We start from the raw sequence: 13,415 nt of genomic DNA, 5'->3' as shown, positions 1-13,415 counted from the left end.
GCTCGGGGCGTGACCGACGAGCGCACCGACCGCGTCGAGCCGACGGCCGGCCCGATCGACCCGCTGGAGCCCTGGCCCGAGACCGTGCAATGGCGGCCGGTCTCCCCCGACCTGATCTGGGTCGAGCTGGTGCGCCTCGCCGCCACGATCGCGGTGTTCCTGGTCGGTCTCGGCATCGGTTGGGCGCTCACCGGACACCGGCTGTTCGGGTACGCCATGGCGGCGCTGCTCGCGCTCGCACTCTGGCGGGTCGGCGTGATCGTGCGCGCGGTCCGCGCCTGGGGCTACGCCGAACGCGAGGACGACCTGCTCGTCCGGCACGGGCTGCTGGTCCGCCGGCTGTCGATCGTGCCGTACGCCCGGATGCAGTTCGTCGACGTCACCGCGGGGCCGTTGGAGCGGGCCTTCCAGCTCGCCACCGTGCAGCTGCACACCGCCGCCGCCGCGAGCGACGCGCGGGTGCCCGGGCTGCGCCCGGCCGACGCGTCCCGGCTGCGTGACCGGCTCACCGCGCTCGGCGAGCACCGCACGGAGGGGCTGTGAACGACCCGGGCCAGTGGTCCGACGGCGCCGCGGCGCACCACTCCCCCGGTCCGGCCCCGGAGTCGGCGCCCTGGGCCGTGACCGGTCCGGACGCGCCGCCGCCGACCGAGCCCCGCAAGCGGCTGCACCCGCTCAGCCCGGTGCTGCACGGCGCGAAGTCGCTCGCCGTCATCATCGCGGCGCTCTCCTGGCAGACGCTGTCCCGGGTCGGGCTCGGCTGGTTCGTCGCGATCGTCGTGGTCTTCCTGATCGGCGCGCTGGTGCTGTCGGTGGTGGCCTGGTTCAACACCGGATACCACGTCGTCGGCCGCGAGCTGCGCATCCACGAGGGGCTGCTGTGGCGGCGCACCCGCGCCATCCCGCTGGAGCGGCTGCAGGCCGTCGAGGTCGTACGTCCGCTGCTGGCGCAGCTCACCGGCCTGGCCGAGCTGCGCCTGGAGGTGGTCGGCGGGGGCAAGACCGAGGCGCCGCTGGCGTACCTGACGGTCAGCGACGCGGCCGTGCTGCGGGAGCGGCTGCTGGCGCTCGCCGGCCGTCGCCCCCCGCAGGCCGCGGCCGCCGCCGGCGACCCCACCGCCCCGGCGGCGCCGGCACCCGGCCGGCTCCTGCACGGCGTCGCCAACCGGGACCTGGTGATCAGCCAGCTCCTGACCCCGCAGGCGCTGCTGCTCCCGTTCGGCCTGGCCTTCGTGGTCGCCCAGTTCGTCTACGAGGCGACCTGGTCGTTCATCGCCGTGGCCAGCACGCTGACCGCGATGGCCGGCGTGCTGCTGCAGCCCGCCCGCCGGGTGCTCGTCGACTGGAACTTCCGGCTGGCATGCGACGACACCGGGCTGCGGGTGCGCCAGGGCCTGGTGGAGACCCGGTCCCAGACGATCCCGTTGAACCGGGTGCAGGGCGTGCGCGCGACCTGGCCGCTGCTGTGGCGGCCGCGGCGCTGGCTGCGGCTGCGCCTGGAGGTGGCCGGGTACGGCATGCCGGACCCGCAGGAGAACCCCGCCGACCGGCTACTGCCGGTCGGCGATCTCCCCACCGCGGAGTTGGTGCTGGCGGAGGTCCTGCCCGGCGTGCGGCTCGCCGCGCTGCCGCTGACCGCGCCGCCGCGGCGGGCCCGTTGGCTGCACCCGCTGGCCCAACCGACGCTCGGGGCGGCGCTGGCCGAGCAGGTCTTCGCCGTCCGGCACGGCCTGCTGACCCGGCACGTCGTCGCGCTGCCCTACGCCCGCATCCAGAGCGTGCGGGTGGTGCAGGGGCCGCTGCAGCGACGGCTCGGGCTGGCTTCGGTGCACGCCGACGCCGCCGGCGGGCTGACCGCCGTGGCGGGCGACCGGGACGTGACCGAGGCGCGGGCGCTGGCCGTCGAGCTGACCGCGCGGTCCCGCGCCGCCCGCGCTACGACGTGACCGACGGCTCCGCGGCCGGCGGGCCCTCGACGCGTCCCGTCGTCCGCCGGCGCCACCACCGCTCGGCGAGCCCGACCACCAGGAAGGTCATGCCCACGTACGCCCAACCGACGAGCACGTCGATCACGTAGTGCTCGCCGGCGTAGACCAGGGTGAAGGTCATCGCGAGCGGGTAGGCGAGCAGCAGCGGCCACCACCGCCGCCGCACCGAGCCGAGGAAGAACACCACCACGAACAGGGCGAAGGCGGTGTGCAGCGAGGGCATCGCGGCGACGGGGTTGGACGCGATCTGTCCGGCGTTGAGCAGGTTGCCGGCGCCGTGCATGCCGAACGCCCGCCACCCGCGCGTCGAGATCCGCGCAACCTCCTCCAGCAGCCCGTACTTCGCCGCCCACCACGGCGGCGCGGCCGGGTAGAGGAAGTAGGTCACCAGTCCGGTGGCGCACAGGAAGGCCCACCGCCGCATGAACGCCGCCCAGCGATCCCGGTTGCGCAGCCACAGCACCACGGCCGCGGCCAGCGCAACCACGAAGTGTGAGAAGTACACCCAGCTGGCCAGCACGTCCCACCAGCGCACGGCCTCCGGATCGTAGAGCCGCTCCTGCAGCCACACCGTCGGCACGTCGCCGCCGAGCAGCCACCCGAACATCCACCGGTCCGCGGCGACCAGCTCCAGCACGTGCGGCGTCGCGCCGTTGTCGGCGAAACCGCGCGACAGGTTGTAGGCGGCGAGCAGCAGCACGACCGGCAGCCAGTCGCGGGCGAAGCGCAGATGCGTACGCCAGGGCCGGTGGCTGTTCCACGCGACCGTCGCCGTCCAGAGCCAGACGAAGGCGTACAGCGGATCGGTCGGGAGCCCGATGCCGAACCAGCCGGCGACGAACGCGACACCCCAGACGGACATGGCGACGAGGCGCCGGCGCCGGGGCGGCTCGGACGGGGACGGCGGGTCGGCCGGCGGCACGACTGGCGCGGGCTCGGTGGAGGTGACCATAGGGGGTTCAGGTTAACGGCGGCCCACGGCACGGCGAACGAGGCCACCGGGCGGAGTGGCCGGTCACGCCGCTTATGGTCCGACCGTATCGAAAACGCCTACCCTGAACGTCATGGAGCAGAAGCGGGATCCCGGCTTCACGGCCGGGCTGAGCGCCCACGTGGAGCTGACCGTCACCGACTCCGACACCGCCCAGGCGGTCGGCTCCGGCGACGTGCCGGTGCTCGGCACGCCGCGGGTGCTCGCCCTGGTCGAGGCGGCGACCGTCGCGGCGACCGCGACCCGGATGCCGCCCGGGATGACCACCGTCGGCACCCGGGTCGAGCTCGACCACCGGGCGCCGACCCCGGTCGGCCGCACCGTCGTGGCCCGCGCCCGGCTCGCCAAGGTCGACGGGCGGCGGCTGCTGTTCGAGGTGTCGGTCAGCGACGGGGCGACCGTCGCGGCCGAGGGGCGGGTCGAGCGGATCCTGGTCGACCGACATCGCTTCGTGGAGCGGGCCGTCGGCGACCCCGGCCCGGCCGCCAAGGGCGCCGGAACGGCGTGACGCCGACGTTCGTGGAGATCGCCGACGGCGTGCACGTCCTGCGGTATCCACTCCTCGACGTCAACGTCACGCTGGTCGTCGGCGACGGCGCCGCGCTGCTGGTGGACACGCTGTCGACCGCCGCGCAGGCGCGCGAGCTGGTCGCGGCGGCCCGGGCCGTGACCCCGCACCCGTGGACGATCGTCAACACCCACCACCACTTCGACCACTGCTTCGGCAACCCGGTCGCGGCCGGCGACCCGCCGGCCGAGATCGTGGCGCACGAGCAGACCGCGCTGCTGCTGCGCGACGGCGCCGACGCGGTGCGCCGGGAGGCGTACGAGGAGATGCTGCCGCTGGACGGCGCGCTGGCCGCGCAGCTCGCCGGGGCGCCGGTGCTGGCGCCCACCCGCACGGTGGCGCAGCGCTGCACACTCGACGTCGGGGGGCGACGGGTGGAGCTGGCGCACCTCGGACGCGGGCACACCGCCGGGGACCTGGTGGCACACGTGCCCGACGCCGACGTGCTGATCGCCGGCGACCTGGTCGAAGAGGGCGCCCCGCCGGCGTTCCGCGACTCGTTCCCGCTGCAGTGGCCGGAGACCGTGGCCGCGCTGCTGCGGCTGACCGGCCCCGGCACGACGATCGTGCCCGGGCACGGCGCGGTGGTCGACGAGACGTTCGTCCGGGCGCAACACGCGGATCTCGTCACGCTGGAGTGGCTGATCCGCGACGGGTACGGCGACCGGGTCCCGGCCGAGCGGGTGGCCGCCCGCGCCCCCTTCGGCACCGACACGGCGCTCCCGGCCGTACGCCGCGGCTACGCCGAACTCGACGGCCGCACCTGATCCGGCGATCGACCGTCACATGCCTTCCGCCCGGAATCGACGGGCGACGTCGGCGCGGGTGGGCATCGCGACCGCGCCGCCCGGGGACTCGCACACCAGCGCCGCCACCCGCAGCGCGAAGGCGACCCGGGGCAACCAGCCGGACGCGTCGTCGGGAAGGCCCTCGGCGAGCAGTTCGGCGATCAACGCGGCCATCACCGAGTCCCCCGCCCCGGTCGCGTCGACGGCCTCGACGGCCGGAGCCTCGACGAGCACCGTCCCGTCCCCGGCCGCGACCACCGCCCCGGCCGCGCCGCGGGTGACCACGACCGCGCCGGCGCCCGCGGCGCGCAGCCGCCGCGCCGCCTCCTCCGGCGAGGCGCCGTCGTAGAGCACCTCGGCGTCGGCGGCGCTCAGCTTCACCAGGTGCGCCGTCGCGGCGAACTCGGCGACCACGGCGCGGAACCCGGCGAGCGCCGCCGCGTCGGGCAGCATCCGGGGTCGCACGTTCGGGTCGAAGACCCGCAGGCCCCGGGTCGCCGCCCAGGCCTGCCGGGCCGCGGCGAGCACCGGCGGGCAGAGCAGCGCGATCGACCCGCAGTAGAGCACCGCGGCGTCGGCGACCAGTGCCGGATCGACCGAGTCCGGGGCGAGCAGGCCGTACGACGGCGGCTCGCCGTAGAAGCGGAAGTCCGGTTCGGCGCCGGTGAAGGTGGCGACGGCGAGCGTGGTCGGCGCGGCGACCTCGACCACGCCGCGGACGCCGACGCCGGCCGCGTCGAGGAAGGTACGGATCCGGCCGGCGAGGACGTCGTCGCCGAGGGAGCCGGCGAACTCGACGGCGCCGCCGAGCCGGGCGACGCCGACCGCGACGTTCAGCGGCGCCCCGCCGATCGCCTGCCGGTAGACGAGCTGCCCGTCGCACTCTCCTTCGAGCAGGTCGACGAGCGCCTCGCCGAGCACCACCGCATAGCTCATCGCGCTTCCTCCCCTCCCGCGCCGAATGACAGCATGCCCGCTGTCGGGCCGTGGCGGAACCGGCGGGCCCCCCAGTATCGACGTCTGACTATTGATTCGGGCCCCGATCCGTGATGGGATGACGGTGCCGAGGCAGCGCGGGGGCTGACGCGCTGTGCCGGGCGCCGGCAGAAAGTCACGCGAGGGCAGCGGTCCACGACGGACCTTCCATTTCCATGTCCGCAGGATCCCCGTGTCCGCACGTCCGGACGCGCCCCCACCCTGCGGCACTGCTCTCCCAAGGAGTACTCGGTGAAATCTCTTCGCAGAGCGGCGGTGGTCGCCGCCGCCGCGGCGCTCGCCGCCGGCATGCTGGCGGTGGTGAACCCCACCCCGGCGCAGGCGCACGGCGCGGCCATGGTGCCGGGCAGCCGCACGTACCTGTGCTGGAAGGACGGGCTGTCGCCGCAGGGCAACATCGTTCCGCAGAACCCGGCCTGCGCGGCCGCGGTCGCGCAGAGCGGCGCGAACTCGCTCTACAACTGGTTCAGCGTGCTGCGCTCGGACGCCGGCGGCCGCACGGTCGGCTTCGTCCCGGACGGCCAGCTGTGCAGCGGCGGCAACAGCAGCTTCACGGGCTACAACCTGGCCCGCACCGACTGGCCGGTCACGCACCTCACGGCCGGCGCCAACTTCAACTACCGGTACAGCAACTGGGCCCACCACCCGGGCACGTTCTACTTCTACGTCACAAAGGACAGTTGGAGCCCGACGCGGGCGCTGGCCTGGAGCGACCTGGAGAGCGAGCCGTTCCTGACGGTGACGAACCCGCCGCAGAGCGGCGCGGTCGGCACCAACGAGGGCCACTACTACTTCAGCGGGCGGCTACCGTCCGGCAAGAGCGGCCGGCACATCATCTACTCCCGCTGGGTCCGCTCGGACAGCCAGGAGAACTTCTTCGGCTGCTCCGACGTGGTCTTCGACGGCGGCAACGGCGAGGTGACCGGCGTCGGCGGTGGCGGGTCCACCCCGCCGCCGACCAACCCGCCGACCAACCCGCCACCGACCAACCCGCCCACCAACCCCGGTCCGGGTAGCTGCGCGGCCACCTTCCGGGTCACCGGCTCCTGGTCCGGCGGCTTCCAGGGCGAGGTGACCGTGACCAACCGCGGCAGCTCGGCGATCAGCGGATGGACGACGAGCTGGACCTGGCCCGGCGGCCAGAGCATCAACAGCCTCTGGAACGCCAGCTACACCCAGAGCGGCAGCAGCGTGACCGCCAGGAACGCGGCCCACAACGGCAGCCTGGCGCCGAACGCCTCGGCCACGTTCGGCTTCACCGGCACGGGTAGCAGCGCCACCCCAACGGTGAGCTGCGCCAGCTCGTAGCGGCGACGAACGCCACCGGGGCCCGGCGCCGTGCGGCGCCGGGCCCCGATCGTCGCGCCGGTATCAGGAGACCATCGACCCGACGACCGGCTTGGTGAGCAGCGCCGACTGGTTGCGCTGGATGCCGGGGTCGAGGGAACGCTCGACGAAGATCGCGTGCCAGATGCAGAAGATGAGCACGGTCCAGACCTTGCGGGAGTGGTCCGCCTCCTCGCGCTTGTGCTCCTCCAGCAGCCGCATCGCGTACGACAGGTCGAGCAGCTCGCCGGCGCCCGAGGTGGCGAGCACGTGCCGCGCCCACTCGTACATCTCGCCGCGCAGCCACACCCGCGTCGGCGTCGGGAAGCCGAGCTTGCGGCGGTTGACGATCGGCGGCGGCACCACGTCCATCAGCGCCTGCCGCATCGCGTACTTGGTGGCGTCGGAGCGGGGCGGCAGCTTCAGGTCGACCGGGATGATCGAGGCGACCTCGAAGACCTCGCGGTCCAGGAACGGCACCCGCACCTCCAGCGAGTGCGCCATGGAGATCCGGTCGGCCTTGACCAGGATGTCGCCGCGCAGCCACGTGTAGAGGTCGACGTACTGCATCTTGGTCACGTCGTCGAGTTCGGGCACCTCGGCGTAGATCGGTGCGGTGACGTCGGTGTAGCGCACCGACGGGTCGTAGCGGCGCAGCAGTTGCCGCTTCTCCTCCTCGGTGAACATCCGGGCGTTGCCGTAGTACCGCTCCTCGATCGGGGTGGTGCCCCGCTCCAGGAAGCTCTTGCCCTTCACGCCCTGCGGAATGACCTTGGAGACCGCCCGCAGCCCCTTCTGCATGGAGTCGGGCAGGCTGTTGACCGCGTTGAGCGAGAGCGGCTCGCGGTAGATGGTGTAGCCGCCGAAGAACTCGTCGGCGCCCTCGCCGGAGAGGACCACCGTGACGTGCTCGGCGGCCTTCTTCGCCACGAAGTAGAGCGGCACCAGCGCCGGGTCGGCGACCGGGTCGTCCAGGTGCCACACGATCTTCGGCAGGGCGTCGATCATGTCCTGCGGCCCGATCTTCGTCGGGATCGTGGTGACGCCGAGGTGTCGCGCGGAGTCCTGGGCGACGTCGATCTCGGAGTAGCCCGGCACGTCGTAGCCGACGGTGAAGGTGAGGATGTTGGGGTTGAACTCGCGGGCCAGCGCCACCACGGCCGTCGAGTCGATGCCGCTGGACAGGAACGAGCCGACCGGCACGTCCGAGCGCATGTGCATCCGGACGCTCTCGCGCAGCGTCTCCCGGATCCGGTCGTAGAGCTTCTGCGGGTCGTCCACCGGTCCGGGATGGAAGACCGGGCGGTACCAGCGGCGCACCCGGGCGCCCTCCGCCGCCGACCAGGTGAGGGACTCCCCCGACCCGATCCGGTTGATCCCCCGGTGCAACGTGCCGGGCTCGGGCACGTACTGCAGGGTCAGGTAGTGGGACAGGTTGGCGGTGTCGATCCCGGCGTCGCCGGTGTTCGCGGCCGCGGAGAACGGCAGCAGCGCCTTCTTCTCCGAGGCGAGGTAGACGCCGTCGGCGGTCTGCAGGTAGTGCAGCGGCTTGATCCCGAAGTAGTCACGGGCGGCGAACGCGCGACGCTGCTCCCGGTCCCAGATCACGAACGCGAACATCCCGCGGAGCCGCTTGAGCACCGCCTCGCCCCAGTAGTGGTAGCCGGCGACGATCACCTCGCCGTCGCCCTGGGTGGCGAACTCCGCGCCGAACTCGCGGATCAGCTGCTCCCGCAACTCGATGTAGTTGTAGATCTCGCCGTTGAACGTGAGCAGGTAGCGGCCGTTCGCGTACGCCAGCGGCTCCTGACTGGAAGCCACGTCGATGATCGCCAACCGCTTGTGGGCGAAGACCGCGTCCGCGAAGTGCCCGGAGGCGTCCGCGACGACCTCGACACCGGTCTCGTCGGGTCCCCGATGGTGCAGGCATTCCAACGCGCTGGAGATCGCATCGCGGTGCGCGCCGGCGTCGCCGCGGGCGCTGAAGAAGGCCAGGAGTCCGCACATGGCAGACATCTTTCCACGCGCGGCCCGCGCGTCCGCCGGCACCGCTGCGGGCACCCCGCGACCGGCTCCGCGCCCGCGCGGTACGGTTCGGGGGCGGGAAACCGGACGGAAGGCGGCGGCATGGGCGAGGAGCGGACCGAGGGCACGGCCGGGCAGGCGCGCACGGAGTCGCATGATCCGGACTTTCCGGAGAAGTTCCTGCAGTTCATGCGGAGCGGCTGGCGCAACGACGACCTGACGGTGACGCCCCGCGCCGAGGTGCCCAACTACGCGAAGCGGCGCGCCGCGCTCTCCGCCGCCTTCGGTGGGCAGACGCTGGTGATCCCGACGGGCACGGAGAAGGTGCGCGCGAACGACACCTACTACCCGTTCCGCCCGGGCAGCGACTTCGTCTACCTCACCGGCGACCACGACCCCGACGGCGTCCTCGTGATGCGCCCCAACGGCGACGGCCACGACGCCGTCCTCTACACCCGGCCCCGCTCGTCGCGGGAGAACGACGAGTTCTTCCGCAGCCGCGACGGCGAGCTGTGGGTGGGCCGCCGGCTGGCCCTGGAGGAGAAGGCGGCCGAGCTGGCCGTGGAGACCGCCCCGCTGAGCGACCTGCCGGCGGCGCTGGCCGACTGCGCGCCGCGCCGGACCCGCGTGCTGCGCGGTCACGACGCGTGCGTCGACGCGGCGGTCCGGCCGTACGACGCCGACGGGGCGGGCGCTCGCGACCGGGAGCTGGCCGCGACGATCGCGGAGCTGAAGCTCGTCAAGGACGAGTGGGAGCTGGCGCAGCTGCAGGACGCGATCGACGCGACGGTGCGCGGCTTCGAGGACGTGGCGCGGGTGCTGCCGGCCGACCGCTCGGTGTCGGAGCGGCTGCTGGAGGGGGTCTTCGGGCTGCGCGCCCGGCACGACGGCAACGACGTCGGCTACGGCTCGATCGTGGGCGCCGGCCCGCACGCGACGATCCTGCACTGGGTGCGCAACACCGGCGCGACCACGCCGGGCGAGCTGCTGCTGATGGACATGGGTGTGGAGAACCGGCATCTCTACACCGCCGATGTCACCCGCACCGTGCCGGTCTCCGGCACCTTCACCCCGCTGCAGCGGCAGGTCTACGACATCGTCTACGCGGCGCAGCAGGCCGGCATGGAGTTCATCAAGCCGGGCGTGAAGTTCTCCGACGTGCACCGGACCTGCATGCGGGTGCTCGCCGAGGGCCTGGCCGAGCTGGGCATCCTGCCGGTCAGCGTCGACGAGGCAATGGAGAAGGAGTCGACCGTCTATCGGCGCTGGACGCTGCACGGCTTCGGGCACATGCTCGGCATCGACGTGCACGACTGCGCGCGCGCCCGCGCGGAGCGCTACCGCGACGGCGAGCTCGGCGAGGGGTACGTGCTGACCGTGGAGCCGGGGCTCTACTTCCAGCCCGAGGACGACCTGGTGCCCGAGGAGCTGCGTGGCATCGGCATCCGGATCGAGGACGACGTGCTGGTCACCCCGGCCGGCGCGGTCAATCTGTCGGCCGGCCTCCCGCGGCGCGCGGTCGAGGTGGAGGAGTGGCTGGCGGCCCAACGCGAGGCCGGCCCCCGCCTCCCCGGCTGACCTCCGGGTTGATCAAGGGGTCGACAGGAGCGGACCGCCGGCCCCTTGATCGACCGCGACCGGGCGGTGTGAGGGGGGGCCGGCTGGGGCAGCGGTTCAGCGCGTGTCGCGGTTCCCGCCTACCCAGGCTAACGGGCAGATTCCCCTACGATGCTCCTAAATCGGACCGATTGGCGTGTGGTCGATCGGTGCCGACGGGGGGACATATGACAGCGATCTTGATCGCCGACGACGATCCGGACATCCGGGACCTCGTCGCCTTCAAGCTCGAGCAGGCCGGGTACGACGTGCGCGCCGTCGACAACGGACTCGCCGCGCTCTCCGCGGCCCGCGAGAACCCGCCCGACCTCGCGGTACTCGACGTGATGATGCCGGGAATGTCCGGCGTGGACGTCTGCCGCGAGCTGTACGCCAACCCCGCCACCGCCACGCTGCCGGTGATCCTGCTGACCGCGCGCGCCCAGGAGGGCGACGTGGAGGTCGGCTTCGGCGCGGGCGCGGTCGACTACGTCATCAAGCCGTTCAGCCCGCGCGAGCTGGTCAGGCGCGTCGAGGCGGTGCTCGCCCGGACGCGGGCGTGACGTGGTCGGGATCGCCACCGGCGCCCTGCTGGTTCTCACGGCGGTCACCGTCGTCCTCGCAGCGGTGATCATTTTCGGCCGCGCGGCGCGCCGGATCGGCGACGCCCGGCGCGCCCGTCTCGCCGCGCCGGCCCGTCGTGCTCTGCTCGCGCTCGCCGCCGGCGACGACGAGCAGGCGAACTTCACGACGCTGGCGAGGCTGGAACCCGGCGTGTGGCGCGCCGTCGAGCCCACCGCCGTCGCACTGCTCGGCAAGGTACGCGGGGAGGCCCGCGCCGTGCTGGTCTCGGTCTTCGAGGAGCGCGGGTCGGGCGAACGGGCGCTGCGGCAGACGCGCCGCGCCGGGGCGGTGCGGCGGGCCCGCGCCGCCGAGGTGCTGGGCAACCTGCGGCGGCGCGACGCCGTGCCGACGCTGGTCGCGCTGCTCGCCGACCCGGACCCCGACGTGCGCGCCGTGACGGCCCGTGCCCTGGGCCGGATCGCCGACCCGACGGCTGTGCCCGCGCTGCTGGCCAGCCTCGTCGGGCCGCGGCCGGTTCCGCCGCAGGCGGTCGCCGACGCGGTGCTGCGGATCGGCGCCGACGGCCGGGACGCGCTCGTCGGGGCCCTCGACCACCCGGCCGAACTGGTCAGGGTCACCGCCGTCGAGGTGCTGGGCCTGGTCGGCGCCATCACCGCCGCGGGCCGCGTCATCGAGGTGCTGAGCGGCGACGCGTCGCCCGCGGTGCGGGCACGCGCGGCGGTCACGCTGGGACGGCTCGGCACCCGGCAGTCGCTGGGCCCGTTGCTGACCGCGGTCGAGCCGACCCAGCCGCCGGCCCTGCGCGCCGCCGCGGCCCGCGCGCTCGGCGACCTGGGCGCGGTGGCGGCCGCCCCCGCGCTCGGCACGCTGCTGGCCGATCCGGACCACGACGTCGCGCACGCGGCCGCGTACGCGCTGCTGCGAATGGGCGACGCCGGGCGGGCGGCGCTGGCGCGCGCGGCCCACGCCGCACCGGCCGGGTCCGACCCGCCGGTCGAGACCGCGACGGCGCGGGCGGGGGCGTACGCCCGGGAGGCGCTGGCGGTCGCCGAGCTGGAGGCGCGCCGACGCGTCGGCGCGGCCGCGGCCGCGGCGGTGCGGTGATGACGACGGACGGGGTTCTCGACGTCGTCCGGGACGTGCTGCGGGTGACCGACGGCGTGATTCTCGGCTACTTCCTGTTGATCAACACCAGCTATCTGATCCTCATCGCGCTGGCGACCGTCGAGTTCGCGCGGCACGTCCGCCGGGCGCCGCTGGCCGGTTTCGAGGAGACCTACCGGTCGCCGCTCACGCAGGCGATCTCGGTGGTCGTGCCGGCGTACAACGAAGAGGTCGGCATCGTCGAGTCGGTGCAGGCGATGCTCGCGCTGCGGTATCCGGCGTTCGAGGTGGTGGTCGTCGACGACGGCTCCACCGACGCGACGTTCGAGCGGCTCGCCGCGGAGTTCGACCTCGTGGAGGTGCCGCGCGTGATCCCCGACGCGGTGCCCACCCGCGGCGCCGTCCGGTCGGTGCACGTGCCGCGGCTGCGACCCGAGCCGCTGGTGGTGGTCCGCAAGGAGAACTCCGGCCGCGCGGACGCGCTCAACGTCGGCATCAACGCCGCCCGGTCCCCGTTGGTCTGCATGGTCGACGCGGACTCGCTGCTGGACCCGCAGTCGCTGCTGTCGGTCGCCAAACCGTTCGTCGACGACCCGTTGCGGGTGGTCGCCGCCGGTGGCGTGGTCCGGATCGCGAACGGCTCCTCCGTGGTCGCCGGCCGCATCGTCGAGACCCGGATGCCGCGCGGCTGGCTGCCCCGCATCCAGGTCGTCGAGTACCTCCGCGCGTTCCTGCTGGGGCGCACCGGCTGGTCCCGGTTGAGCGGGCTGCTGGTCATCTCCGGGGCGTTCGGGCTGTTCCGCCGGGACGTACTGCTGGAGGTCGGCGGCCTGGACCCGGACAGCATCGGCGAGGACGCCGAACTGGTGGTCCGCCTGCACCAGCACCTCCGGCGCGCCCGGCGCGACTACCGGATCGTGTTCGTGGCCGAGCCGGTGTCCTGGACCGAGGCGCCGAGCACACGGTCGGTGCTGGCGAGCCAGCGGCGGCGCTGGCACCGTGGGCTGAGCGAGATCATGACCAAGCACCGGCGGATGATCGGCAACCCCCGGTACGGGCGGATCGGGCTGGTCGCCCTCCCCTACTACCTCGTCTTCGAGCTGCTCGCGCCGCTGGTCGAGCTCGCCGGCCTCGTGCTGGTGCCGCTCGGGTTCGCGCTCGGCGCGGTGGACTTCGGGTTCGCCTGGCGCTTCGTTCTGGTGGCGTACGGCTACGCGATGCTGATCAATCTCGTCGCGTTGGCGGTGGAGGAGTACACGTTCCACCGGTACTCGCGCTGGCGCGACCTGGCCGCCGCCGTCGCCGCGTCGATCCTGGAGAACATGGGATACCGGCAGCTGACCGCGGTGTGGCGGGTCCAGGGCGCCTGGTCGGCGCTGCTGCGCCGCCGCCACGAGTGGGGGGTCATGACGCGGACGGGTTTCGGCGGCCCTCCCACCTCCGACTGA

Annotated in this window: 12 protein-coding genes; 9 read left to right on the top strand and 3 right to left on the bottom strand. The window is 73.6% G+C overall.

Annotated elements, in window-relative coordinates:
- Positions 1-9: 9 nt before the first annotated feature.
- Both BLW47_RS16880 and BLW47_RS16875 read left to right on the top strand, forming a co-directional pair.
- Entirely contained in the window at positions 10-543 is a 534-nt protein-coding gene (locus BLW47_RS16880; RefSeq protein ID WP_091557960.1) for a PH domain-containing protein, read from the top strand.
- Positions 540-1,946: a PH domain-containing protein gene (locus tag BLW47_RS16875; RefSeq protein ID WP_091557956.1), complete on the top strand. Its 1,407-nt coding sequence runs from the start codon at positions 540-542 to the stop codon at positions 1,944-1,946. Before BLW47_RS16880 ends, BLW47_RS16875 begins: the two co-directional genes overlap by 4 nt.
- Here the strand turns inward: BLW47_RS16875 and BLW47_RS16870 are convergent.
- Positions 1,936-2,850 (bottom strand): phosphatase PAP2 family protein, encoded by a 915-nt coding sequence (locus tag BLW47_RS16870; protein ID WP_245736707.1) that lies wholly within the window; start codon positions 2,848-2,850, stop codon positions 1,936-1,938. The two genes, BLW47_RS16875 and BLW47_RS16870, sit on opposite strands and share 11 nt — an antisense overlap.
- 202 nt (positions 2,851-3,052) lie before the next feature.
- Between BLW47_RS16870 and BLW47_RS16865 the strand changes: the two genes are divergently transcribed.
- Both BLW47_RS16865 and BLW47_RS16860 read left to right on the top strand, forming a co-directional pair.
- The gene (locus BLW47_RS16865; protein WP_091557947.1) at positions 3,053-3,487 is read left to right on the top strand and encodes a thioesterase family protein; all 435 of its coding nucleotides are present in this window, start codon (positions 3,053-3,055) and stop codon (positions 3,485-3,487) included.
- Positions 3,484-4,314, top strand: coding sequence for an MBL fold metallo-hydrolase (locus BLW47_RS16860; protein WP_091557944.1), 831 nt, complete (start codon positions 3,484-3,486; stop codon positions 4,312-4,314). The genes BLW47_RS16865 and BLW47_RS16860 overlap by 4 nt, the downstream gene beginning before the upstream one ends.
- Before the next feature lie 15 nt (positions 4,315-4,329).
- Here the strand turns inward: BLW47_RS16860 and BLW47_RS16855 are convergent, their stop codons facing one another.
- Complete coding sequence (locus BLW47_RS16855; RefSeq protein ID WP_091557940.1) at positions 4,330-5,271, bottom strand: PfkB family carbohydrate kinase; 942 nt, start codon at positions 5,269-5,271, stop codon at positions 4,330-4,332.
- Between the two features lie 348 nt (positions 5,272-5,619).
- On the opposite strand from BLW47_RS16855, the gene BLW47_RS16850 reads away from it, so the two are divergent.
- A complete protein-coding gene (locus BLW47_RS16850) occupies positions 5,620-6,639 on the top strand; it encodes a lytic polysaccharide monooxygenase auxiliary activity family 9 protein (RefSeq protein ID WP_091558231.1) in 1,020 nt (339 codons plus the stop codon).
- Between the two features lie 63 nt (positions 6,640-6,702).
- On the opposite strand, the gene asnB is transcribed toward BLW47_RS16850, so the two are convergent.
- Positions 6,703-8,664: an asparagine synthase (glutamine-hydrolyzing) gene (gene asnB, locus BLW47_RS16845; protein ID WP_091557937.1), complete on the bottom strand. Its 1,962-nt coding sequence runs from the start codon at positions 8,662-8,664 to the stop codon at positions 6,703-6,705.
- 120 nt (positions 8,665-8,784) lie between these two features.
- On the opposite strand from asnB, the gene BLW47_RS16840 reads away from it, so the two are divergent.
- The 4 genes from BLW47_RS16840 (at position 8,785) to BLW47_RS16825 (ending at position 13,415) form a co-directional block, all read left to right on the top strand.
- Positions 8,785-10,260, top strand: coding sequence for an aminopeptidase P family protein (locus BLW47_RS16840; RefSeq protein ID WP_091557934.1), 1,476 nt, complete (start codon positions 8,785-8,787; stop codon positions 10,258-10,260).
- A 206-nt stretch (positions 10,261-10,466) separates the two neighbouring features.
- Positions 10,467-10,841 carry a response regulator transcription factor gene (locus tag BLW47_RS16835; protein ID WP_091557932.1) on the top strand — a complete coding sequence of 125 codons (375 nt, stop codon included), beginning with the start codon at positions 10,467-10,469 and terminating at the stop codon, positions 10,839-10,841.
- 1 nt (position 10,842) lies between these two features.
- Complete coding sequence (locus BLW47_RS16830; RefSeq protein WP_091557929.1) at positions 10,843-11,967, top strand: HEAT repeat domain-containing protein; 1,125 nt, start codon at positions 10,843-10,845, stop codon at positions 11,965-11,967.
- Positions 11,967-13,415, top strand: coding sequence for a glycosyltransferase family 2 protein (locus tag BLW47_RS16825; RefSeq protein WP_091557926.1), 1,449 nt, complete (start codon positions 11,967-11,969; stop codon positions 13,413-13,415). Before BLW47_RS16830 ends, BLW47_RS16825 begins: the two co-directional genes overlap by 1 nt.

This window comes from Micromonospora pattaloongensis (assembly GCF_900107255.1).
In the GTDB taxonomy this organism is placed as follows: Bacteria; Actinomycetota; Actinomycetes; order Mycobacteriales; family Micromonosporaceae; genus Micromonospora_I; species Micromonospora_I pattaloongensis.
The sequence above is the reverse complement of the archived record's forward strand: the minus strand, read 5'-3'. Positions and strand labels throughout refer to the sequence as shown.

Bases quoted from the DNA above. Each gene is read 5' to 3' on its own strand.
- asnB (WP_091557937.1), bottom strand. From the start codon at position 8,664: ATGTGCGGACTCCTGGCCTTCTTCAGCGCCCGCGGCGACGCCGGCGCG.
- BLW47_RS16865 (WP_091557947.1), top strand. From the start codon at position 3,053: ATGGAGCAGAAGCGGGATCCCGGCTTCACGGCCGGGCTGAGCGCCCAC.
- BLW47_RS16825 (WP_091557926.1), top strand. From the start codon at position 11,967: ATGACGACGGACGGGGTTCTCGACGTCGTCCGGGACGTGCTGCGGGTG.
- BLW47_RS16835 (WP_091557932.1), top strand. From the start codon at position 10,467: ATGACAGCGATCTTGATCGCCGACGACGATCCGGACATCCGGGACCTC.
- BLW47_RS16840 (WP_091557934.1), top strand. From the start codon at position 8,785: ATGGGCGAGGAGCGGACCGAGGGCACGGCCGGGCAGGCGCGCACGGAG.
- BLW47_RS16855 (WP_091557940.1), bottom strand. From the start codon at position 5,271: ATGAGCTATGCGGTGGTGCTCGGCGAGGCGCTCGTCGACCTGCTCGAA.
- BLW47_RS16850 (WP_091558231.1), top strand. From the start codon at position 5,620: ATGCTGGCGGTGGTGAACCCCACCCCGGCGCAGGCGCACGGCGCGGCC.
- BLW47_RS16870 (WP_245736707.1), bottom strand. From the start codon at position 2,850: ATGTCCGTCTGGGGTGTCGCGTTCGTCGCCGGCTGGTTCGGCATCGGG.